At 55.9% G+C, this 21,138-nt stretch carries 21 protein-coding genes; 8 read left to right on the top strand and 13 right to left on the bottom strand.

What is annotated here, in order from left to right; translation table 11 throughout:
• Nucleotides 1–106: 106 nt before the first annotated feature.
• The 7 genes from IAE27_RS01310 to allA form a co-directional block, all read right to left on the bottom strand.
• Entirely contained in the window at nt 107–1,561 is a 1,455-nt protein-coding gene (locus IAE27_RS01310; RefSeq protein WP_004099750.1) for an allantoin transporter, read from the bottom strand.
• Between the two features lie 79 nt (nt 1,562–1,640).
• On the bottom strand, nt 1,641–2,897 hold the full coding sequence (locus tag IAE27_RS01305; protein ID WP_200091529.1) for an MFS transporter: 1,257 nt from the start codon (nt 2,895–2,897) through the stop codon (nt 1,641–1,643).
• Between the two features lie 53 nt (nt 2,898–2,950).
• Entirely contained in the window at nt 2,951–3,829 is an 879-nt protein-coding gene (gene glxR / locus IAE27_RS01300) for a 2-hydroxy-3-oxopropionate reductase (RefSeq protein WP_016808721.1), read from the bottom strand.
• A 119-nt stretch (nt 3,830–3,948) separates the two neighbouring features.
• A complete protein-coding gene (gene hyi / locus IAE27_RS01295; RefSeq protein ID WP_108704121.1) occupies nt 3,949–4,725 on the bottom strand; it encodes a hydroxypyruvate isomerase in 777 nt (258 codons plus the stop codon).
• Between the two features lie 13 nt (nt 4,726–4,738).
• On the bottom strand, nt 4,739–6,520 hold the full coding sequence (gene gcl, locus IAE27_RS01290) for a glyoxylate carboligase (protein ID WP_053064666.1): 1,782 nt from the start codon (nt 6,518–6,520) through the stop codon (nt 4,739–4,741).
• A gap of 88 nt (nt 6,521–6,608) precedes the next feature.
• Nucleotides 6,609–7,427: an HTH-type transcriptional repressor AllR gene (allR, locus tag IAE27_RS01285; RefSeq protein WP_004099742.1), complete on the bottom strand. Its 819-nt coding sequence runs from the start codon at nt 7,425–7,427 to the stop codon at nt 6,609–6,611.
• Nucleotides 7,428–7,518: 91 nt separating this feature from the next.
• Nucleotides 7,519–8,001 (bottom strand): ureidoglycolate lyase, encoded by a 483-nt coding sequence (gene allA / locus IAE27_RS01280; protein WP_154022499.1) that lies wholly within the window; start codon nt 7,999–8,001, stop codon nt 7,519–7,521.
• A gap of 211 nt (nt 8,002–8,212) precedes the next feature.
• Here allA and allS point away from each other — a divergent pair, with 211 nt between their 5' ends.
• Both allS and mnmH read left to right on the top strand, forming a co-directional pair.
• Nucleotides 8,213–9,136, top strand: coding sequence for an HTH-type transcriptional activator AllS (allS, locus tag IAE27_RS01275; RefSeq protein WP_049128173.1), 924 nt, complete (start codon nt 8,213–8,215; stop codon nt 9,134–9,136).
• 87 nt (nt 9,137–9,223) lie between these two features.
• A complete protein-coding gene (gene mnmH / locus IAE27_RS01270) occupies nt 9,224–10,303 on the top strand; it encodes a tRNA 2-selenouridine(34) synthase MnmH (RefSeq protein ID WP_200091656.1) in 1,080 nt (359 codons plus the stop codon).
• Between the two features lie 117 nt (nt 10,304–10,420).
• Here mnmH and IAE27_RS01265 read toward each other — a convergent pair whose 3' ends face one another.
• A complete protein-coding gene (locus IAE27_RS01265; RefSeq protein WP_004111059.1) occupies nt 10,421–11,566 on the bottom strand; it encodes a porin in 1,146 nt (381 codons plus the stop codon).
• Nucleotides 11,567–11,775: 209 nt separating this feature from the next.
• Between IAE27_RS01265 and IAE27_RS01260 the strand changes: the two genes are divergently transcribed.
• Nucleotides 11,776–12,081 (top strand): monooxygenase, encoded by a 306-nt coding sequence (locus tag IAE27_RS01260; RefSeq protein ID WP_004099728.1) that lies wholly within the window; start codon nt 11,776–11,778, stop codon nt 12,079–12,081.
• 113 nt (nt 12,082–12,194) lie between these two features.
• Here the strand turns inward: IAE27_RS01260 and ybbP are convergent, their stop codons facing one another.
• Nucleotides 12,195–14,612 carry a putative ABC transporter permease subunit YbbP gene (gene ybbP / locus IAE27_RS01255; RefSeq protein ID WP_154022498.1) on the bottom strand — a complete coding sequence of 806 codons (2,418 nt, stop codon included), beginning with the start codon at nt 14,610–14,612 and terminating at the stop codon, nt 12,195–12,197.
• Nucleotides 14,609–15,295 carry a putative ABC transporter ATP-binding protein YbbA gene (ybbA, locus tag IAE27_RS01250; RefSeq protein WP_004099723.1) on the bottom strand — a complete coding sequence of 229 codons (687 nt, stop codon included), beginning with the start codon at nt 15,293–15,295 and terminating at the stop codon, nt 14,609–14,611. Before ybbA ends, ybbP begins: the two co-directional genes overlap by 4 nt.
• Between ybbA and tesA the strand changes: the two genes are divergently transcribed.
• The 3 genes from tesA (at nt 15,266) to IAE27_RS01235 (ending at nt 17,604) form a co-directional block, all read left to right on the top strand.
• A complete protein-coding gene (gene tesA / locus IAE27_RS01245; RefSeq protein WP_032692296.1) occupies nt 15,266–15,889 on the top strand; it encodes a multifunctional acyl-CoA thioesterase I/protease I/lysophospholipase L1 in 624 nt (207 codons plus the stop codon). The two genes, ybbA and tesA, sit on opposite strands and share 30 nt — an antisense overlap.
• Entirely contained in the window at nt 15,879–16,688 is an 810-nt protein-coding gene (locus IAE27_RS01240; RefSeq protein ID WP_187326126.1) for an SDR family oxidoreductase, read from the top strand. Before tesA ends, IAE27_RS01240 begins: the two co-directional genes overlap by 11 nt.
• A 61-nt stretch (nt 16,689–16,749) precedes the next feature.
• Entirely contained in the window at nt 16,750–17,604 is an 855-nt protein-coding gene (locus IAE27_RS01235) for a co-chaperone YbbN (protein ID WP_135800039.1), read from the top strand.
• Nucleotides 17,605–17,702: 98 nt separating this feature from the next.
• Here the strand turns inward: IAE27_RS01235 and fetB are convergent, their stop codons facing one another.
• Together fetB and fetA are read right to left on the bottom strand one after the other, a co-directional pair.
• Entirely contained in the window at nt 17,703–18,485 is a 783-nt protein-coding gene (gene fetB, locus IAE27_RS01230) for an iron efflux ABC transporter permease subunit FetB (protein WP_004111055.1), read from the bottom strand.
• The gene (fetA, locus tag IAE27_RS01225) at nt 18,472–19,152 is read right to left on the bottom strand and encodes an iron efflux ABC transporter ATP-binding subunit FetA (protein ID WP_004099706.1); all 681 of its coding nucleotides are present in this window, start codon (nt 19,150–19,152) and stop codon (nt 18,472–18,474) included. Before fetA ends, fetB begins: the two co-directional genes overlap by 14 nt.
• Before the next feature lie 136 nt (nt 19,153–19,288).
• On the opposite strand from fetA, the gene IAE27_RS01220 reads away from it, so the two are divergent.
• Both IAE27_RS01220 and IAE27_RS01215 read left to right on the top strand, forming a co-directional pair.
• A complete protein-coding gene (locus IAE27_RS01220; protein WP_004099702.1) occupies nt 19,289–20,206 on the top strand; it encodes an SPFH domain-containing protein in 918 nt (305 codons plus the stop codon).
• On the top strand, nt 20,203–20,667 hold the full coding sequence (locus tag IAE27_RS01215) for an NfeD family protein (RefSeq protein ID WP_108704126.1): 465 nt from the start codon (nt 20,203–20,205) through the stop codon (nt 20,665–20,667). The genes IAE27_RS01220 and IAE27_RS01215 overlap by 4 nt, the downstream gene beginning before the upstream one ends.
• On the opposite strand, the gene cueR is transcribed toward IAE27_RS01215, so the two are convergent.
• Nucleotides 20,664–21,074 carry a Cu(I)-responsive transcriptional regulator gene (gene cueR / locus IAE27_RS01210; protein WP_004099697.1) on the bottom strand — a complete coding sequence of 137 codons (411 nt, stop codon included), beginning with the start codon at nt 21,072–21,074 and terminating at the stop codon, nt 20,664–20,666. The two genes, IAE27_RS01215 and cueR, sit on opposite strands and share 4 nt — an antisense overlap.
• Between the last annotated feature and the right edge of the window lie 64 nt (nt 21,075–21,138).

Genomic DNA, 21,138 nt, shown 5'->3' with positions numbered 1-21,138 from the left:
CGATTAAGCCGCCATACTTCTGTTTGCAGCCACGTACACCGCAATACCAATGGCTTTGGCTCTTGAAGCTTCATCCATGAAATAAACTTTCCTGGTTGTAATAAAATCAATTCACAGCATTGGGGCGCGCCAGGTTATTCGGCTGGGCCCGTTTTTTCAGCAAGGCGTAGGCGGCAAAAGCGACAATAACACCAACAAACCACGACACGCGGGAGAACGGTTCGAGCAGCGGGATAAATTTTCCGCCGAGCGATAAAATAACCGCCACAATCGTTACCAGGAATGCGGTAACGTTAAATCCATTATCGAAATATTTATAATCTCCAGGCGCGGTGTAAAGTTCATCAAGATTAATTTGCCCACGCATGACGATAAAATAGTGCGCCATCATTACGCCAATAACCGGACCCAGCATGCCGCCGATAATATCGAGAAAAAGATAAATACTGTCCTGATTTTCCATTAACTTCCAGGGGCAGATCAGCAGGCTAATAATACTGGCAATCAGCACGCCGTTTTTATAGGTCAGTTTCGTGGGAGCAATCGCCGCAATTTGATAGCCCGCAGGAATAATATTACCGGTGGCGTTGGTGGAGATCGTGGTCATTAATATCACCAGCACCGCAAAGAACGAGGCAAACAAGCTGTCCCATTTCTGCACAATATCCAGTACGTTCCAGGTATCCATACCGTAATGGATACTGGCGCCGGCGATAATGCACACTCCGGCCACCGCGAACAGAATATAGGCCACCACTAAGCCAAGGGTTTGCCCAACGGCCTGCTCGCGAAACGAACGCGCGTTCTGGGTAAAGTCCGAGGCGCTCACCGCCGGCGCGGCCCAGACAGCAACGACCGCATTGATAACGACCAGGAACAGGAAGCCGGTATGCTCCGCTTTCGCCACCCCGGTCGGCAGATAGTCAAGGATCGGACCGATCCCGACCAGCGAGATAGCCCAGATAGCCATGCCGCCGAAGACAATATAGATGCAGGGATTGAGGATTGCGGTAAATTTATTGAGAACTTTTCCGCCGCCGAAACCAATCGCCACATTAATCAGCCAGAAAACCAGAAAAGCGATCATCCCCGGCAACGACAGTCCCAGCAGCTTAAAATCACCGCCGAGCGTCAGAAACTCGGGCCACAGTTTGCCTAATAAGATCAGGAATGCCAGCGAGCCGGCATAGCATTGCAAACCAAACCACATAATTGCCGCAATGCCGCCTCTGAGCAGGCCGGGTAATAATGCCCCACGCACACCATAAGAAGCTCTTAATATCATTGCGAAGGGGACACCGTATTTACTTCCGGCAGCACCATTAAACACCATAACCAGGGCAATAATAAAAGCACTCAATATTATCGCCATCATTATACTAAACGTTGATAGCCCGAGAATAAAAAAACCACCAACCATTACATAATTAGGCACGTTGTGTACGGAGCCCATCCATAAGGTAAAATAGTTAAATGTTTTCCAGTTACGCTGCGAGGCTACTTTGGGCAGCAGATCGTCGCTGTAACCCCTGGCTTTGTACAGGTCTTGAGTTTGTTCCATAATTCCCTCTTAATACGCATCGGATTACGTTTGTAGGTTTAGCTATGTGGAACAACAAATTTTAATTATTTATTTTTTATTATACTGGGATTGTCTTTGACTGTATTTTGTTCTTACGCAAGGTAATTAGCGCAAACAGTATCGTTCCGGTAATAACCAACCCGGCAGACATCACAAAACTAATTTCTTTTGAACCGGTCAGGTCGGAAATAAAACCGGTGAGCGTCGGTGCGACCACCGCCGAACTCATGCCAAAGAAATTAAACAAGCTAAAGGCGCGGCCTAATGTTTTCGCTGACGCCTGCTCGGAAACGAACGAGATAAGTATCGGGTCAACGGCCATTTTGCCCAGTAGTCCGTACAGCACCAGGCTAATCATCAGCATGGTGGTATTCGGCGAGAGAACGGTAAACATCAGCATGGCCGCAGCGACAATCTCCAGCCCGAGAATCACTTTGACTTTACTGTCGCGGAACTTATCCGAGAGATGGCTGAAGAACAGCGCGCCCGGCACCCCGACCACCGCCACCAGCGCGGAAGCAAAACCAATAGCGCCGCCGTCAAAGCCGCGTTCGGTCTGAAGATAAGAAGGCAGCCAGGTGACGATCAGGTAGTAGCCGTAGCAGGTGCAGAAATAGAGAAAGTAGACGCTGCACAGCAGCGGCGAAAACAGCGGCGCCGATTTCTCTTCAGCGACCGGAGCGGCAGCCGCTGCGCAAGGCTTATTCTCCGCTACGGCGGGCTCTTTTAGCTTGCGGCGAATCACCAGGGTAAACACGCAGAGCATCACCACCAGGATCGCGGCGACGATAAACAAGACATTTTGCCACGCCATATGCATGCTTTTGACCAGAATGCTTGAGCCAATCAGGCCAATCCCCATGCCGATGGCGGAGCCGCTGTTGATGATGGCGTTCGCCAGCGCCCGGCGTTCCTGCGGCACATTGGCCGAGGAGAGCGAATAGGCGGAGCTAAAAAACGACGCGCAGCCAGCGCCGGCCAGCAGCGAGCCGATATAAATCAGCGTCAGGTTTCCCGCATTAGCAATACTCAACGTACCAATAATAAACAGCGAGAAACCGCACATCAGCATAATTTTTTGTCCCAGCTTATCGACCAGAATGCCGCAGGGGATCTGCATTCCGCAATAGGCCAGAAAATAGAAGCTGGCAATCGCGCCGATTTCAGCATTACTGACGTTACCTAAGGACGCCTGAATTTCCGGATAAATAGGTGTTAATACGGTACGATAAATCCATATTGCCACCCAGCCCAGACTCATGACCACGACTATTTTCTTCCAATAGTCGATACCCGTTTTATTGATAGTATCCATAAATTCACCCGTGAGGTTTAAAAAACGCTGCCGGAACCGGCAGCATTTTCTTATTACGATATTTTATGATTGGCCATTAATTCCAGCGCCTGAACTAAAGACGAGTGGTCTAATTCACTACCACCGTTGGCGGCGCAAGTGTTAAATAACTCCTGACAGGTTGCCGTATTCGGTAAATTAAGTGCCAGTGCTTTCGCGCTCTGCAATGCCAGATTAAGATCCTTCTGGTGCAGGGAAATTTTAAAGCCGGGATTAAACGTCCGGTTCAACATTCTTTCGCCATGCACTTCCAGAATACGCGAGGAGGCAAAGCCGCCCATCAGCGCCTGACGCACGCGAGCGGGATCGGCTCCGGCTTTAGACGCGAAAACCAGCGCCTCGGACACTGCTTCAATATTCAGCGCGACGATAATCTGATTGGCGACTTTACAGGTCTGACCGTCGCCATTACCGCCTACGAGGGTGATGTTTTTACCCAGAATATCAAACAGCGGTTTCACGCGGGCAAAGACGTTTTCATCGCCGCCGACCATAATTGAGAGCGTGCCTTCACGCGCGCCGATTTCGCCGCCGGATACAGGAGCATCCAGATAATCCGCGCCCAGGTCGCGCACCTGCTGCGCAAACCGCTTGGTTTCAATCGGCGAGATAGAGCTCATATCCACGATGGTTTTCCCCTTCAGCGCCGCTTTGGCGCAGCCGCGCTCGCCAAACAGAACGTCGGCAACCTGTGGGGTATCCGGAACCATGATGAAAATAATCTCCGACTGCGCCGCAACCTGCTCGGCGGTAGCCAGATGCTGCGCGCCTTGCTTAAGCAGGTCGTCAGCAACCGGGCCGATGGTAGTAACGTGCAGAGCGTGGCCTGCCCTGGCAAGTCGGAGCGCCATCGGGGTGCCCATAATACCCAGACCAATAAATCCCAGTTTCATAAGTTTCCTCTCAGAATTTCTGTTTCAATTTACCCGGGCAATAGTTATCCCTTCCTGTTGTCAGGAAATAAAACCCCTGCGTCTGGAATAATAAATACTGCCCAAAGATAAATTAAAAATTAGCGGTAGTGATTAAACCATGTCAAACCCGCTTCGGTGGTGGTCAGCGGTTTATATTCGCAGCCCACCCAGCCGTCATAGCTTGATCTATCAATAAATTTAAAAAGATAATCGTAATTAATTTCACCGGTCCCCGGCTCACCGCGATTCGGATTATCAGCAATCTGTAAATGACCAATACGGTTAGCATAAGTTTGCATCGTATGGGTTAACTCCCCCTCCATCCGCTGCATATGATAAATATCGTACTGAATTTTCAGATTATCGCTGCCGACCTCATCAATAAGCGCCAGCGCCTGATGAGTGGTATTCAGATAAAAGCCCGGCATATCGAAGTAATTAATCGGTTCGATCAGCAGCAGAATACCTTCCTGCGCCAGTGCGGCAGCGGCAAAACGTAAATTCGCCACCAGCGTGGAACGAATATGATCCTCGCGGTAGCCAGGCGGGGTTTTACCCACCAGGCAGTTGATTTTGCGATTGCTCAGCGCTTTGGCATAGCGGATTGCAGCATCCACGCCTTCGCGGAACTCCGCTTCGCGACCGGGAATACAGGCTATGCCGCGCTCTCCCGCCGCCCAGTCGCCGGCGGGTAAGTTATGTAAGGTATGCTCCAGCCGGTTGTCGCTCAGCTTTTGCTTTAATACCTCGGGCGCATAATCATACGGGAACATAAACTCAACGGCGCGAAAACCGCAGGCCGCCGCTTTCTCAAAACGATCCAGAAAATCATATTCCAGAAATAACATCGAAAGGTTGGCTGAAAAGCGCAACATAGGTTCACCTCATTTATTCATATTTCATAAAGCAGGTTTCGGTTGGCGCATCGATGGCGCTATCGGCAACATCTTCAAACTCCATCACGTTATCCAGCTCGCTACCCATGGAGATATTGGTGACCCGCTCAAGGATCACTTCCACAACAACCGGTACGCGATACTCTTTCATCCAGACTTTCGCCTGCGCCAGGGCGGGCGCGATATCCTCCGGCTTGAAGACGCGAATCGCTTTACAGCCGAGACCCTCGGCAACCTTGACGTGATCGACGCCGTAACCGTTCACTTCGCTGGAGTTGATGTTTTCGAACGCCAGCTGGACGCAGTAATCCATATCGAACGCGCGCTGCGACTGACGAATCAGGCCCAGATAGGCGTTGTTTACCAGCACGTGGATGTAAGGAATATTGAACTGCGCGCCCACCGCCAGCTCTTCAATCAGGAACTGGAAGTCAAAGTCGCCGGAGATGGCCACCACGTTACGCTCCGGATCGGCGGTGCAAACGCCCAGCGCGGCAGGAAGCGTCCAGCCCAGCGGCCCGGCCTGGCCGCAGTTGATCCAGTGGCGATCTTTAAATACGTGCAGCATCTGCGCGGCGGCGATTTGCGACAGGCCGATGGTGGTGACGTAGCACACGTCGCGACCAAAGGCTTTATTCATCTCTTCATAAACGCGCTGCGGTTTGACCGGCACGTTATCGAAGTGGGTTTTACGCAGCAGCGTACGCTTGCGCTCCTGACACTCGGCAACCCAGCGCTCGCGACGCGGCAGGCGGCCCTCTTTTTGCATCTGCTGCGCGATATCCACCAGCTGAGCCAGCGCCGCTTTCGCATCGGACACAATGCCTAAATCCGGGCACAGCACGCGGCCAATCTGCGTCGGTTCGATATCGATATGGATGATTTTGCGACCTGCGGTGTACTTCTCAACGGAACCGGTATGACGGTTAGCAAAGCGGTTACCGATGCCGAATACCAGGTCGGAGGCCAGCAGCGTGGCGTTACCGTAGCGATGCGCGGTTTGTAAGCCGACCATCCCGGCCATCAATTCGTGGTCATCCGGGATACAGCCCCAGCCCATCAGCGTTGGGATGACCGGAACTTGCGTAATCTCAGCAAATTGCTGCAGCAGCGCTGCGGCATCGGCATTAATCACCCCGCCGCCGGCGACAATCACCGGACGCTCCGCCATCAGCAGCATCGCCAGCGCGCGTTCGATCTGCGGACGAGTCGCCACGGGTTTATAAGCCGGGAGCGGCGCGTACAGCTCGGGGTCAAATTCGATTTCCGCCACCTGAACATCATAAGGCAGGTCGATCAATACCGGTCCCGGTCTGCCGGAACGCATCAGATGGAAAGCCTGCTGCAGCACGCCCGGTACCAGCGCCGCTTCGCGCACGGTAACCGCCATCTTGGTCACGGGCTTAGCAATGGATTCAATATCGACCGCCTGGAAATCTTCTTTATGCAGACGCGCGCGCGGCGCCTGGCCGGTGATGCACAAAATCGGTATCGAGTCCGCGGAGGCAGAATAGAGCGCGGTGATCATATCCGTTCCCGCCGGGCCCGATGTCCCCAGGCATACGCCGATATTACCGGCTGCGGCACGCGTATAGCCTTCGGCCATATGGGACGCGCCTTCCACGTGGCGAGCCAGAATATGGCGGATCCCGCCGTGCTTACGCATGGCGGAATAAAAGGGGTTAATCGCCGCGCCAGGCACGCCGAATGCGGTGGTAATCCCTTCTTTTTCGAGTACATACATTGCCGCGTCGACGGCTCTCATTTTTGCCATTTTTTACTACCTCACTATATTGGAAAATTTTTCCAAACTTGAACAAAGCCTAAAAATTCCCGCTCCTCAGAGCGGGTCGGTTCGGCGATCACTCTGCCTGGGGCTTCAGTCCCAGCGCGGTGCTGATATTCCTTGCCGTCTCCCTCACCAGCTCTCCCTGGCTGACAAAACGGTCCGGGGTTAAGCGGGACGCTGGCCCGGAAATCGAAATTGCCGCCACTACGGATCCGACATCATCGTAAACCGCTGAAGCAATACAGTTTAATCCTGTCACGTGCTCCTCCTGGTCAATGCTGTAGCCGCGGTCGCGCGCCTCATCCAGGTTTCGCTGCAGGACCGGTAAATCGACGATCGTCGACGGCGTAAAGCGCTGCAGCCCGGTCTTCACAATCACATCCACCAACTCATCCGGGGACAGCGGGTACAGCAGCGCCTTTCCGGCCCCAGAAGCATGCAGCGGCAGCCGGCTGCCGAGCGGCGCGCACATCCTTACCATCGATTTGCACTCCTGCTGGCCAATCAACACCGCTTCGTTGCCGTTACGAATCGCCACGTTTACCGTTTCCCCTGACATCAGCATCAGCCGCCGCATAAAAGGTCCGCCGACGGATAAAACATCCCGGTTATGGATGTACGCCGAGCCGACATTGAATGCGCCAAGCCCGATGTGCCACCAGCCTAGCTGCGCGTCCTGATAGACAAAATCCGCGCCCTCCAGCACTTTAAGCAGGCGAAAAGTGGTCGATAACGGTAAGTCCAGATTCAGGGAAATATCGCTGACCGACGAGCTGCCGCCGCTCTTTTCAAGGTATTGCAGTATCGCGATCCCTCTCTCCAGCGCCTGTGCGCCTTTTTGCGCGGAAGGCTCCTGCTGGCCCGGCCTTCCCCGCCTTCTCACTTCTGTCATACCTCGATTATCTCCGGCTCAAAACCTGAGCATAAATAGTGTGTAAGCGCCCACATGTTATGCAAGATAATCGACAGCGTCACGTGCAACCTCACGCAAAGCTCAGCTCCACGGTCGGGATCTCCACGACATCGCAGTTATCTTTTCCACCGCGATCGACGGTTAAAAAATCGGTTTCGCTCTGCCAGGCAAACAGCGGGTGATGCCAGACATTGCGATGATAATTTACCCCCTGGCGGCCATTGGAGATAAACGCGCGCAGCGTGGTCATGTCCGGCTCATCGCCTCCTGACGCAACCACCACCACAAAGGCTTCGCCGTTCATCGGCACAAACGCCTGGGTGCCCAGCGGATGACGTTCCAGCTCGGTGACGACAATCGGCAATACCGCCGGCTGGGCCCGATTAATGCTGATTAGCGTGCGAGCCTGCTGCAGGGTCTCCACCATGGCCAGATCGTGAAAACGCTGCACTTTGCCATCATTAATATGAAAAAAATCCTGCCCTTCCGTTTCGATAACGTCCCCATAGGGGCGGAATGCTTCGCGCGTCAGCGGCAATACCTCTAGCTTCATTGCAATATTCCTTAGTCATTAAAAACCGTCGCCCTCCTCATACCTTGAGGGTGATCGATGTCCCGGTCAATTCATGGCCATCTCAAAGTGGTATCAACTATAAGTTGGAATAATTTTCCAAAACCTGATTTAAGCCACATAATTGAGAAGGTTATTATGAAAAAATACTTAAAAATCATGGGCGAATTATTAAATTACGAGGAATAAGGCGATGCTAGACCCCGAAACACTACGTACCTTTGTCAGCGTCGCGGAGACCGGCAGCTTCTCCAGAGCAGCGGAAAAACTCTATAAAACGACCGCCACGATTAGCTATCGCATCAAACTGCTGGAAGACAACACCGGCGTCGCTCTCTTTTCGCGCACTACGCGCAGCGTCCTGCTGACTCCTGCCGGAATGCATCTCCTGGCGCAGGCCAGAGAGTGGCTGGGCTGGATTGACAGTATGCCCGGCGAGCTGCAGCAGATTAACGACGGCGTGGAGCGCCAGGTGAATATTGTGGTGAATAACCTGATGTATGACCCTCAGGCTATTGCGCGGCTGCTGGCCTGGCTCACCCAGCGTTACCCTTTTACGCAATTTCATTTTTCACGACAAATTTACATGGGCGTCTGGGATACGCTCCTGCACGATGACTTTTCGCTGGCCATCGGCGTCACCGGCACCGAACCGTTAGCGGAGAATATTGCCGTCGCCCCGCTGGGTGAAGTCACCTGGCTGTTCGTGATGTCGCCGAATCATCCGCTAAGCCAGCAAACCGCCCCCCTGTCGGAGGCCCAGCTGCGCCGCTATCCTGCGGTCAACATTGAAGACAGCGCGCGGAGATTAACCAAACGTGTTGCCTGGCGCCTGCCGGGTCAAAAAGAGATCGTGGTTCCCGATATCGAAACCAAAGTCGCCGCCCATATCGCCGGCGTCGGCATCGGCTTTTTACCCGAGCCGCTGTGTCAGCCGCTTATCGCGCGCGGCGAGCTGGTTTCCCGGCAGATACCGACCATGCGTCCTCCCTCTCCTCTGAGCCTCGCCTGGCGTAAAGATCATCATGGTAAAGCGGTGCAGGATATCACCTCGCTATTCGGTCACTCCGCCCCGGAAATCCAGGGATTCCTGACGCTATTCAGCGATACACCGTGAAAAATCAATCCAGCCTGCCGCTCACCGCGTACAATAGGAGGATTATCGCGTCGAGCGACGCGTCTGAATGGCTTAACGGTTTAAATGATGGAATTAGTCCCACAAAATATTCGGCAGATTCTTGCCAGCGATACGCCGCTGATTGACGTCCGTGCCCCGGTTGAATTCAGGCAAAGCGCCATGCCCGCAGCGATCAACCTGCCGCTGATGAACGATGACGAGCGCGCTGCCGTCGGTACCTGCTATAAGCGTCAAGGGCCGGAAGCCGCTCTCGCACTGGGCCATCAGCTGGTGAATGGTAAGATTCGCGCCAGCCGCCTCGCCGCCTGGAAAGAGGCCTGCGCGCGTTATCCAGAAGGCTACCTGTGCTGCGCTCGCGGCGGCCAGCGTTCGCATATCGTCCAGCAGTGGCTGAAAGAAGCTGGCGTGGATTACCCTCTGATCGTCGGGGGCTATAAAGCGCTGCGCCAGGCCGCCATACAGCTTACCGAAGAGCTGGTACAGCGCCCTATCGTGCTGATCGGCGGCTGTACCGGCAATGGCAAAACTCAGCTGGTCTGCGCTCAACCTGACGGTATCGATCTCGAAGGGCTTGCCCATCACCGCGGCTCTTCATTCGGTCGCACCCTCCAGGAGCAGTATCAGCAGGCTACCTTTGAAAACCATCTGGCCGTGGCGATGCTTAAAAAGTCCGGGCAGCAGACGCGCTGGGTGCTGGAGGATGAGGGGCATATGATCGGCGCCAATCACCTGCCGGAGTGTATGCGTCTTCGCATGGCGCAGTCGCCGCTGGCGGTAGTGGAAGATCCGTTTGCTATCCGTCTTGAACGACTGCGGGAAGAGTATTTTGCGCGTATGCATCGCGATTTCCTGGCGGCCTACGGCGAAGAACAAGGCTGGCAGGCGTATAGCGAATATCTGCATCATGGCCTGTTCGCAATCCGCCGCCGCCTCGGGCTACAGCGTTTTGCCCAGCTCACCGCCAGGCTTGATAAAGCGCTGCTTGAACAGCAGCGAACCGCCGACACCGAAGCGCACTTCAGCTGGCTGGTTCCCCTGCTGAATGAGTATTACGATCCGATGTACCGCTACCAGCTCGGCAAAAAAGCGGAGAAAATTATTTTCCGCGGCAGCTGGCAGGAAGTTGCCGCCTGGCTGGCGGCGTAATCACATCCTCTCTTGTCCCGGCTTGCGGCCTAAACGCCTTAGCGGGGCTACGGGTCCGCAGACGGCGGTGAACCTGTAGCCCCGGTAAGCGCAGCGTCACCGGGGAATGGTTACCGCTTAGAAGTCGTAGCGCAGACGCACCAGGTTCATATCGCCCAGGTTGTCGGTGCTCGACGTGAAGACGTGTTCATAGTCAACGCGGAAACCATAATCCAGCTGGAAACTCACGCCGACGCCGTTATCGATACGCTGATAGTTGCGGCCGTTCACGTACTGCAGGCGGTCGCCCATAAAGTATGGCTGAATAGATTTCACCGCATACTGGCCAATCGGGAATTTATAACCGGCAAAGTACTCAATCCCCCAGGCATCGCCCGCGAAGTAGTTATGGACATCGGTTTTTTTGGTGGTCAGGAAGTTCTGATACCAGCCGCCGCCCAAGGAGAAGGTCCAGTTATCCGGCGTCCAGCTTAGCGCGGTACCGACGATATTCTGATCGTATGATTTGCTGTCAGAACTGGACGGGTTACGCATATCGGCGCGGGTATAGTTCCACGCGGCGCCCCAGGTCAGATCTTTCATAATGTGATAATCCGCGCCGATGGAACCGCCGCCTTTACGTTTATAGCGCAGACCGTTGCCCGGCAGATATTCGCTGTCCTCAAACAGATAAGAGGCGTAAAGATCGACATCGCCAACGGTTTTCTTATATTTCAGCATATTACGTGAGCGATAGGAGCCATCGTAGTCGCCGTTAATGCCGTTACCCGGCGCCTGGCCAATCATGTCGTAATCCCAGATATCGGTTTTTACCCCGACCACGTCGTAATAAACGCTGTTCTGCTGACCGTAGGTTAACGTCCCCCAGGTATCGCTTTTCAGGCCGGTATAGAGCATACGGCGGCTGGTGTTATTCGCGCCTTCGGCATAGTGGTTATCCCAGTCGAAAAGTGCCGGAATATTGACGCCCAGCTCGTAATAGCTGATCCAGCTAATATCATCAAACAGATAGTAGTCGGCCGCGAAGCGGAAACGGGTTCCGCCATCGAAACCATTACGTTTATATGAGCCTTTGTCGCCATCGCCGGACATCATGTTGAACTGGGGACGGATACTCCCGCCGACGGTAAAATTAAGCCGGCTTAACGGATCGCCCGCCTGCGGATCTTGTTTTAAAAGCGTAATTTCCGCCTGGGATGCAAAAGAGGTTAACGCCAGGGCTGCGCCGATCGTTATCGCCAGCGCTTTTATTTTATGTGCCATACTTTTTCCTTGATTAATAAGCAACCTTATATTTTCCAGTTGAATATTAACTGCGATTGAGTATGGCGTGTTGCTGAGTTTTTAATGTTTTGTGCGGTTAAAAATCAGCAACTTATCATTTTGTGCCCTTAGAAAATCTGTGGTTATCTTTTCATCGCCATGTCATTAAAATGGTCTATTACCGCGCAAACATCATCCATGGAGGAAATATGTCGAAAAAACTACTGCAGCTGCACTTTGCTTTTAACGGTCCCTTCGGCAGCGAGATGTCCCGTCAGCTCGTGGAGCTGGCCGAGTCCATCAATCAGGAACCAGGGTTTATCTGGAAGGTCTGGACAGAAAACGAAAAAAATCAGGAAGCGGGCGGGATCTACCTTTTTGAGAATGAAGAAACCGCGCTCGCTTACCTCAACAAGCACACCGCGCGCCTCAAATCGCTTGGCGTAAACGAGGTTATCTGTAAAGTTTTCGACGTTAATGAGCCGCTCACCGCGCTGAACCACGGCCATTTGTAATAGCAACTCGCATCCGTGGCCCAAAGCCCTCCCGGGTTGCGGCTAAGCGCAGCGCGAGCCGGGTGAAAACCCCGGGTTGCGGCTGACGCCTTACCCGGGCTATATAACTCACTCTATCCCTGGCTAAACTGGCGGAACAGCGCTTTACCTTTCAGCAGACGCAGCCCCAGCCAGCCGCCGCACAGCGACAGCAGTATCGCCCCGCACAGCGGCAGCATCACCCACAGCCGCCAGTCCGGAGACCACGGGAAGTCAAAGATTTTGCTTTGCAGTAGCGCCAGCGCAACCTCTGCGCCAATCGCCGCCACGACGCCGGATACCACGCCCAGTAGCGCGAACTCCGCCCACAGCGTGGTGCGCAGCAGAGACTTACCGGCACCCAGCGTGCGCCAGACCACCAGCTCCTGGTAGCGCTGACGCATCCCGACCTGTACCTGCGCCAGCAGCAGCAAAACGCCGCAGGCGGTGACCAGAATCACCATCACCTCAAGCGCGCGGCTTACCTGGGTCAGCACCTGGCCAATCTGTTGCAAAATCGCGCCGATATCCAGCAGGCTGACGGTGGGGAATTCGCGGTTGAGCTGCGTGAGCATCCCGTTGCCATTATCCCAGCGGAAGCTGGTCAGCCAGCTTTGCGGCTGGCCGTCGAGCGCCCCCTGCGGGAAGATAAAGAAGAAGTTCGGCCGCAGACTTTCCCAGTCGACTTTACGCACGCTGGACACCTTCGCGCTAAAGTCCTGAGTATCCCCGGTAAAGGTCACGCTATCGCCGAGCTTGACGCCCAGACGCTGCGCCAGCCCCTCTTCAATCGACACCTCACCCGCTTTTGGCGGCCAGCTACCGGCAACCAGCGGATTATGATCCGGACGCTCGCGGCTCCAGGTGAGGTTAAGCTCCCGGTTCAGGGCTTCATCTTTATTGCCCTCCGTTGCCTGGCCGTTAATTTGCGTCAGGCGCGCGCGCACGATGGGATAGAACTCGGTGGCGCGGGTCTGATGCTCGGCGAGGAAGGTTTTTACCGGCGCCACCTGCTCCGGTGCGATGTTAATCAGGAAATAGTTAGGACTTTCCGGCGGCAGCTGCTGCTGCCAGCGGTCAAGCAGATCGCCGCGCAGCACCAGCAGCAGAGCCAGCAGCATAAACGACAGCGAAAAGGCCGCCAGCTGGCTCAGGGTCGACCACGGCTGGCGCAGCAGACGGTTCACCGCCAGGCGCAGCGGCAGCGCTTTTAACGTCAAACGCTTCAGTAACCACAGGACGCCCCATCCCGCCAGGCCGCACAGCAGCGCCAGCACTACGGCACCCGCCAGAACCGCCCACAGCAGGGGGCTGCCGCCCATCAGCAGCGCCAGCAGCGTCACCACCACCGCGCACACGATCGGGATGTAGAGCTTCAGCGGCCAGACGTTGGCGACGACGTCCTGGCGCAGCACCCGCAGCGGCAGCGTCGCCAGCAGTAGCCGATAGGGACGCAGCCCGACCAGCAGGGAAATCACCACCATCGCGCCGATCGCCCACAGCCACGGCCAGCCGCTCGCCGCCGGCAGCGCCGCCGGGAGCACCGGCTTAAGCATCGCCAGCAGAATATGTTCCAGCCCGACGCCCATCGCCCCGCCGGCAATCACCGCCAGCGCCAGCAGCATCAACCACTGGCCGACAATCAGTTTGCGCAGCTGCGCCCGTCCGGCGCCGAGGGTTTTGAGGATCGCCACCAGATCGTAACGACTGCGGCAGTAATGGCTCATCGCCACCGCCACCGCGGCGACCGCTAACAGCAGCGTTAACAGCGCCGACAGCAGCAAAAACTGCTGCGAACGTTGCAGCGATTTACCCAGCGCGCTGTCGTCCTGCTCCATGCCAATCCAGCGGTGCTCAGGCCCCAGCTTCGGCAGCAGCCACTTTTCGTAGTCCGCCAGCTGCTGCGGGGTTCCGGCATACTTATAGCGCCAGGAGACGCGGCTCCCGGGCTGCACCGCGCCGGTTTTCGCCACATCGGCGGTGTTCATCATCAGCCGCGGCGCCATCTGGAAAGGATTAAAACCGGCATCCGGCTCCTGTATTACCTCTCCGGCAATGCGCAGCGTGGCGTCGCCCACGTCGATGGTGTCGCCGGTTTTCAGATTCAGCAGCGCCATTAATCGCGGCGCCAGCAGCACGGTGCCGGCGTGCGGCTTCAGCCCCGGCGGCTGAGTTTGCAGCTGGCCATATAGCGGATAGGTGTCGTCAACCGCTTTGACATCCGCCAGCTGCGGCGTATCGCCGGAAAACGTCATGGTGGCAAAGCTCAGCTGCTCGCCGACGGTTAAACCAAGGCGGCGCGCTTCATCAATCCATGCGCCAGGGACTTCGCGCGAACTGCGCAGCGTGCGGTCGCCGGCCATAAATTCCCGGCTTTGCTGGCTAAGTCCTTTCTCCATGCGGTCGCTTATCGAGCCCAGCGCCAACACGCAGGCCACCGCCAGGCTCAGCGCCAGCCAGACGATCAGCAGCGACGGTGAGCGCCATTCGCGCCAGAACCAGCGGGCAATCATGCTTCCTCCCGCAGCTGGCCATCAACCAGCCGCAGCCGTCGGTCGCAGCGCGCCGCCAGCAGCGGATCGTGGGTGACGAGGATCAGCGTGGTGCCGTGCTCGCGGTTCAGCGAAAACAGCAGGTCAGCGATTTTATCCCCGGTGTGACGGTCGAGATTGCCGGTGGGTTCATCGGCAAACAGCAGCTCCGGGCGGCCGTTGAACGCGCGCGCCAGCGCGACCCGCTGCTGCTCGCCGCCGGAAAGCTGTACCGGCAGATGGTGCAGGCGCTTACCCAGCCCCAGTTGCTCCAGCAGTGCCCGGGCGCTGCCGCGGCTCTGGCTATCGCTTTCGCCGCGCAGCAGCGCCGGAAGCTCGACATTTTCCAGCGCATTGAGGGTGGGTATCAGCATAAAAGATTGAAACACAAAGCCGACGTGCTTAGCGCGCAGCTTCGCCCGCGCCTCTTCGTCCATCTGGTGCAGCGGTTGTCCGAGCAGCGAAACCTCCCCGCTGCTGCCATCGTCCAGCCCGGCGAGGATCGCCAGCAGCGTCGATTTACCGGACCCCGACTCGCCAATCAGGGCGATGGTCTGCCCCTGTTTGACAACCAGCTCAACTCCGGTAAGGATGGAAAGCTGATGCTCACCCTGACCGACGGATTTCTTAAGATGATGAACTTCAAGTATGTTTTCCGCTGGCATTTGCCTTTCCTGTTTCTGGTCCTGTTTACCTGCCGCGCCATGGCGGCCGACACGCTGTTGGTTCTCGGCGACAGTCTGAGCGCCGGTTATCGTATGGCGGGCAATACCGCCTGGCCTGCGCTGCTAAACGATAAGTGGCAGACAAAAACGCCGGTAGTTAACGCCAGTATCAGCGGCGATACCTCGCAGCAGGGGCTGGCAAGGCTGCCGGCCCTGCTTAAGCAGCATCAGCCGCGCTGGGTGCTGGTTGAGCTCGGCGGTAATGACGGGCTGCGCGGTTTCCCGCCTCAGCAGACGGAACAGACGCTGCGTACCATTATTGAGCATATCAAAGCGGCGGACGCCCAGCCGCTACTGATGCAAATTCGCCTGCCCGCCAACTATGGCCGCCGTTATAATGAAGCCTTTAGCGCTATTTATCCGGCACTGGCCAAAGAGTTTGATATTCCTCTGCTGCCCTTTTTTATGGAAGAGGTTTATCTGAAACCGCAGTGGATGCAGGATGATGGAATTCACCCGAATCGCGACGCTCAGCCGTTTATTGCCGACTGGATGGCGACGCGCCTGGCTCCCTTAGTTAATCATGACTCCTGATAACAGCGAGTCATTTGCAGGTAAAGTTATGCAAAAATCGGTTTTAGTTACAGGATGTTCCAGCGGAATTGGTCTTGAAAGCGCCCTGGATTTAAAGCGCCAGGGCTTTAACGTGCTGGCCGCCTGCCGCAAAGCGGAAGATGTCGCACGGATGCAGGCGCTGGGGCTGACCGGTGTGTTGCTGGATCTTGACGATCCGCAGAGCGTTGAACGTGCCGCCGCCGAGGTGATTGTCCTGACCGACAACCGCCTGTACGGCCTGTTTAACAACGCGGGCTACGGCGTCTACGGCCCGCTGCCGACCGTCAGCCGCCGGCAGATGGAGCAGCAGTTTTCCGCCAACTTTTTTGGCGCTCATCAGCTAACGATGCTACTGCTTCCGGCCATGGAGCCGCACGGAGAAGGGCGTATCGTGATGACCTCATCGGTTATGGGGATTATCTCCAGCCCGGGCCGCGGCGCCTATGCCGCCAGCAAATATGCGCTGGAAGCCTGGTCCGATGCGCTGCGTATGGAGCTGCGCCACAGCGGCATTAAGGTCAGCCTGATTGAGCCGGGCCCCATCCGCACCCGCTTCACCAACAATGTCAACCAGACTCAGGCCGATAAGCCGGTGGAAAATCCCGGTATCGCCGCCCGCTTCACGCTCGGACCGGAAGCGGTGGTGGAAAAAGTGCGTCACGCTTTTGTCAGCGATAAACCGAAACTACGCTATCCGGTAACCCTGGTGACGCACGCGGTCGCCTTGCTTAAGCGGCTGCTGCCGACCCGCGCGATGGACAAAATTATCCAGGGCTGAGTTGAAGCACCTGCCGCCGTCCCCATATATCTATACAAATATCGATTAAAGAGACTTGCTCATGTCCGCACAGAATATCGTCAATATTACCGAAGCTAATCTACACCAGACGCTGCAGCAATCCGCGACAACGCCGGTGCTGTTTTATTTCTGGTCCGCGCGCAGCCAGCATTGCGAGCAGCTGACGCCGGTACTGGAGAGCCTCGCCGCCCAGTACAACGGCCTGTTTACCCTCGCTAAAGTTGACTGCGATGCCGAACAAATGCTGGCTTCGCAGTTTGGCCTGCGCGCTATCCCTACGGTTTACCTGTTCCAGAACGGTCAGCCGGTCGACGGCTTCGAAGGCCCGCAGCCGGAAGAAGCGGTTCGCGCGCTGCTGGATAAGTTCCTGCCGCGTGAAGAGGAGCTCAAAGCGCAGCAGGCGCTGGCGCTGATGGAGGAAGAGAACTACGCCGAAGCGCTGCCGCTGCTGAAAGACGCCTGGCAGATGTCGAATCAGAAGAGCCAGATCGGCCTGCTGCTGGCGGAAACGCTGATTGCCCTCCATCGTTCCGATGAAGCGGAAACGGTACTGAAAACCGTGCCGCTGCAGGATCAGGATACCCGCTATCAGGGGCTGGTGGCGCAGATCGAGCTGCTGAAAAAAGCCGCCGACACGCCGGAAATTCAGCAGCTGCAGCAGCAGGTTGAGCAGAACCCGGAAGATGCGGTGCTGGCCTCCCAACTGGCATTACAGCTGCATCAGGTGGGGCGTAACGAAGAAGCCCTGGCGCTGCTGTTCAGCCATCTGCAAAAAGATTTAGGCGCCGGAAACGGCGAGGTTCGCAAACTGCTGCAAGAGATCCTTTCCGCACTCGGCACCGGCGACGCGCTGGCCGCGAAGTACCGCCGCCAGCTCTATTCTCTGCTTTATTAATGATAATCACCCGGCTCGCGCTGCGCGTAGCCGGGCTACAGGATGGATGTTCTCGTGGCCCGGACAGGCGCGTTCAGCGCCGTATCCGGGAAAAAATCTTACGCGCGTTTTTTCAGCTGCGTCACCACCAGCTGATGGCGCGCATTGAAGAACTTCAGGTAGGTCAGATACCCGGCGATAATCGTTGACAGGCTGGCGGTCGACAGCAGCATAAACGTCACCATAATCTGATACTTAATCGCTTTTACCGGATCAATCCCGGCGAAAATCAGCCCCGACATCATCCCCGGCAGGCTCACCAGCCCCACCGTTTTCGCCGAATCTACCGTTGGGATCAGTGCGGCGCGAATGCTATCGCGTATAAGCCTTGCAGACGCCATCTTCGGCGTTGCGCCCAGGCTCAGCTTTTCCTGAATCTGCTGCTGCTCGCTGCTAAAACGCTGCCCCATATTGTTGTAGCAAAGTCCAACCGCCACCATCGCGTTGCCGGCTACCATCCCGGCAATCGGAATCACCTGCATCGGCACAAAAGCAATCGATCCGGAAACAACCAGCACCGCCAGGGTTAACCCAGCGCCGGTCGTTATCGCGATAAACGAGGAGACAAAGGCTTTGTCGATATATTTGCTACGCTTTTTCGCATTCCACGCGGCGTTAAAGCAGATAAACAGCACCATCAGCAGCGTCAGCACGGCGTGATTAACGTTAAAGATATATTTCAGCACATAGCCGACAATAATCAGCTGCACTATTGCCCGACAAATGCTCCAGATAATCTCTTTTTCCAGCGCCAGCTTTTCCCGGTAGCTAACCACGATCGCTACCAGTACCAGAACCATAGATAACGCCAGCGACTCATTGGTAATATTATGCCCGTTCATTTTTTTTCTCCTCCTGCGCTCTTCCGCCAGCAGGCTTTAGCGTAATCACTTCATCCGCATGGGCAATTTCATTGCTATCGTGAGTGACCCACAGAACGGCGATGTTTTTTTCGCTGGTGTAGCGATGAATAATCTCATTCACATTGGTTTTATTGCTTTCATCCAGCGCGCTGGTAATTTCATCCAGCAGCAGCACCTGCGGCAAAAACTGCAGATTGCGTATCAACGAAACGCGCTGCTTTTCCCCGCCCGAAAGTTCATTGATTGACTTTTCCAGCGTATTTTCCGCCAGCCCAAAGCGCAGCAGATCGGCGACCAGCGCTTTGGGTTCAGGCTGTTTATTACGGATCTGCCACGGGAAGATCAGATTGTCATACACCGAATCGCCAAACAGCGCCGGGGTTTGCGCGCAGTAGGAAACCTGCTGGCGATAGGTTTCCGGCGTCAACGTGTTGATATCTTTACCCGCGAAGAGAATTTTTCCCGACGTCGGGCTCAGCAGCGAAGCGATTATTTTTAATAAGGTGCTTTTCCCGCACCCGGAAGGGCCGGTAATTAGCTTAAATTCCCCTGCCCTGAGCTGAAAACTTATCTCATTAAGGATGGTGACATCATCGGCCTGAAACCCCACGTTCTCCAGGCGCAAAATAGCGTTACTTTCGGTCATTATTATTCCCAGTTTTTCAACAACGCCTCTAGTTTACTCCACTTTCCTTTCACCCGGATGCGCGGAAAGATATACTCTGGTTAAACGCGCGCCACTCTCCCGGCGCATCAACAGGCAACAAGACAGGAGGTTTTTGATGCTGATTTTTATCCCCATTCTTATTTTCGTCGCGCTGGTTATCGTCGGAGCGTCGGTAAAAATTGTTCCTCAGGGCTACCAGTGGACGGTAGAGCGCTTTGGCCGCTATACGCAAACGCTGCAGCCGGGTATGAGCCTTGTGGTTCCCTTTATGGATCGGATCGGGCGCAAAATTAATATGATGGAGCAGGTGCTCGATATCCCTTCACAGGAGGTGATTTCGCGCGATAACGCCAACGTCACCATTGATGCGGTGTGCTTTATTCAGGTTATCGATGCGCCGAAAGCCGCCTATGAAGTCAGCAACCTCGAGCTGGCGATCATCAACCTGACCATGACCAACATTCGTACCGTGTTGGGCTCCATGGAACTGGATGAAATGCTCTCCCAGCGCGACAGCATCAACACCCGTCTGCTGCATATTGTCGATGAAGCGACCAACCCGTGGGGCATCAAAATTACCCGCGTCGAGATCCGCGACGTACGCCCGCCGGCGGAGCTGATCGCCTCAATGAACGCCCAGATGAAAGCCGAACGAACCAAGCGCGCCTATATTCTGGAAGCCGAAGGGATACGTCAGGCGGAAATTCTCAAAGCCGAAGGCGAGAAACAGTCGCAGATCCTCAAAGCCGAGGGCGAACGCCAGTCGGCATTTTTACAGGCAGAGGCGCGCGAACGTTCTGCGGAAGCGGAAGCGCGCGCTACCCAGATGGTGTCGTCCGCTATCGCCTCCGGCGACATTCAGGCCATCAACTACTTTGTCGCGCAGAAATATACCGATGCGCTGCAGCAAATTGGCGCGGCGAACAACAGTAAAGTGGTGCTGATGCCGCTGGATGCCAGCAGCCTGATGGGCTCCATCGCCGGGATCAGCGAACTGATTAAAGAAGGGGCTGGCGCCCAGAAAAAATCATGATCGCGCTGATTCTCACCCACCCGCATATTTTCTGGCTCAGCCTTGGCGGGCTGCTGCTGGCGGCGGAAATGCTCGGCGGCAACGGCTATCTGCTGTGGAGCGGCATTGCCGGCGTCGTAACCGGGCTGCTGGTCTGGATGCTACCGTTTAGCTGGGAGTGGCAGGGCACGCTGTTCGCCGTGCTGACCCTGCTGGCGGCCTGGCTGTGGTCGCGCTGGCTGCGTAACCGCGTAAAACGCCAGAAGCCGGCGGACGCTCAGCTTAATCAGCGGGGACAGCAGCTGCTTGGCCGCCGCTTTACGCTGGAAACGACGCTGGTTAACGGCCGAGGACACGTCCGCGTGGGCGACAGTTCATGGCCGGTAATAGCCGATGACGACCTCATGGCGGGCAGTAAGGTTGAAGTCGTCGCCGTCGAGGGGATTACGCTGCGGGTCAGGGAGCTCCCTAACGGCCGCTAGGCCTGGACTTTGCGGTGACAGCAGCCCGAGAGATTATCGATGATCGGGCAGTCCGCGCTGTCATCGCCGGGACAGGAGTCTGCCAGCGCCAGCAGCTGCGTACGCATCCCCTGCAGTTCGCTGATGTGGCGCTCAATTTCCGCGACTTTCTCCAGCGTCCGGCGCTTCACGTCGGCGCTGTGCCGCGACGGATCGTTGAACAGGAATATCAGCTCGCGACACTCTTCCAGATTGAACCCCACCTGACGCGCCTGGCGCAGCAGGGTCAGTTCATCCAGATGCTGTTGGCTGTAGCTGCGGTAGCCGTTTTCGCTACGCAGCGGCGGCGTTACCAGTCCCTTCTCTTCGTAAAAACGGATCGCTTTACTGGTTAAGCCGGTTTTTTTCGCCACATCGCTAATATTCATGTTTCCCCCTTGACCTTCCCCTTGCTGGAAGGTTTAACCTTGCTAATACTCGATGAAAGAGTGT

The sequence above is a fragment of the Klebsiella sp. S69 genome (assembly GCF_016516145.1).
Lineage (GTDB): Bacteria > Pseudomonadota > Gammaproteobacteria > Enterobacterales > Enterobacteriaceae > Klebsiella > Klebsiella oxytoca.
The sequence above is the reverse complement of the archived record's forward strand: the minus strand, read 5'-3'. Positions and strand labels throughout refer to the sequence as shown.

Excerpts from the sequence above, each read along its gene's own strand:
- IAE27_RS01310 (WP_004099750.1), bottom strand. The coding sequence starts at position 1,561 with ATGGAACAAACTCAAGACCTGTACAAAGCCAGGGGTTACAGCGACGAT.
- IAE27_RS01305 (WP_200091529.1), bottom strand. The coding sequence starts at position 2,897 with ATGGATACTATCAATAAAACGGGTATCGACTATTGGAAGAAAATAGTC.
- glxR (WP_016808721.1), bottom strand. The coding sequence starts at position 3,829 with ATGAAACTGGGATTTATTGGTCTGGGTATTATGGGCACCCCGATGGCG.
- hyi (WP_108704121.1), bottom strand. The coding sequence starts at position 4,725 with ATGTTGCGCTTTTCAGCCAACCTTTCGATGTTATTTCTGGAATATGAT.
- gcl (WP_053064666.1), bottom strand. The coding sequence starts at position 6,520 with ATGGCAAAAATGAGAGCCGTCGACGCGGCAATGTATGTACTCGAAAAA.
- allR (WP_004099742.1), bottom strand. The coding sequence starts at position 7,427 with ATGACAGAAGTGAGAAGGCGGGGAAGGCCGGGCCAGCAGGAGCCTTCC.
- allA (WP_154022499.1), bottom strand. The coding sequence starts at position 8,001 with ATGAAGCTAGAGGTATTGCCGCTGACGCGCGAAGCATTCCGCCCCTAT.
- allS (WP_049128173.1), top strand. The coding sequence starts at position 8,213 with ATGCTAGACCCCGAAACACTACGTACCTTTGTCAGCGTCGCGGAGACC.
- mnmH (WP_200091656.1), top strand. The coding sequence starts at position 9,224 with ATGGAATTAGTCCCACAAAATATTCGGCAGATTCTTGCCAGCGATACG.
- IAE27_RS01265 (WP_004111059.1), bottom strand. The coding sequence starts at position 11,566 with ATGGCACATAAAATAAAAGCGCTGGCGATAACGATCGGCGCAGCCCTG.
- IAE27_RS01260 (WP_004099728.1), top strand. The coding sequence starts at position 11,776 with ATGTCGAAAAAACTACTGCAGCTGCACTTTGCTTTTAACGGTCCCTTC.
- ybbP (WP_154022498.1), bottom strand. The coding sequence starts at position 14,612 with ATGATTGCCCGCTGGTTCTGGCGCGAATGGCGCTCACCGTCGCTGCTG.
- tesA (WP_032692296.1), top strand. The coding sequence starts at position 15,266 with ATGAACTTCAAGTATGTTTTCCGCTGGCATTTGCCTTTCCTGTTTCTG.
- ybbA (WP_004099723.1), bottom strand. The coding sequence starts at position 15,295 with ATGCCAGCGGAAAACATACTTGAAGTTCATCATCTTAAGAAATCCGTC.
- IAE27_RS01240 (WP_187326126.1), top strand. The coding sequence starts at position 15,879 with ATGACTCCTGATAACAGCGAGTCATTTGCAGGTAAAGTTATGCAAAAA.
- IAE27_RS01235 (WP_135800039.1), top strand. The coding sequence starts at position 16,750 with ATGTCCGCACAGAATATCGTCAATATTACCGAAGCTAATCTACACCAG.
- fetB (WP_004111055.1), bottom strand. The coding sequence starts at position 18,485 with ATGAACGGGCATAATATTACCAATGAGTCGCTGGCGTTATCTATGGTT.
- fetA (WP_004099706.1), bottom strand. The coding sequence starts at position 19,152 with ATGACCGAAAGTAACGCTATTTTGCGCCTGGAGAACGTGGGGTTTCAG.
- IAE27_RS01220 (WP_004099702.1), top strand. The coding sequence starts at position 19,289 with ATGCTGATTTTTATCCCCATTCTTATTTTCGTCGCGCTGGTTATCGTC.
- IAE27_RS01215 (WP_108704126.1), top strand. The coding sequence starts at position 20,203 with ATGATCGCGCTGATTCTCACCCACCCGCATATTTTCTGGCTCAGCCTT.
- cueR (WP_004099697.1), bottom strand. The coding sequence starts at position 21,074 with ATGAATATTAGCGATGTGGCGAAAAAAACCGGCTTAACCAGTAAAGCG.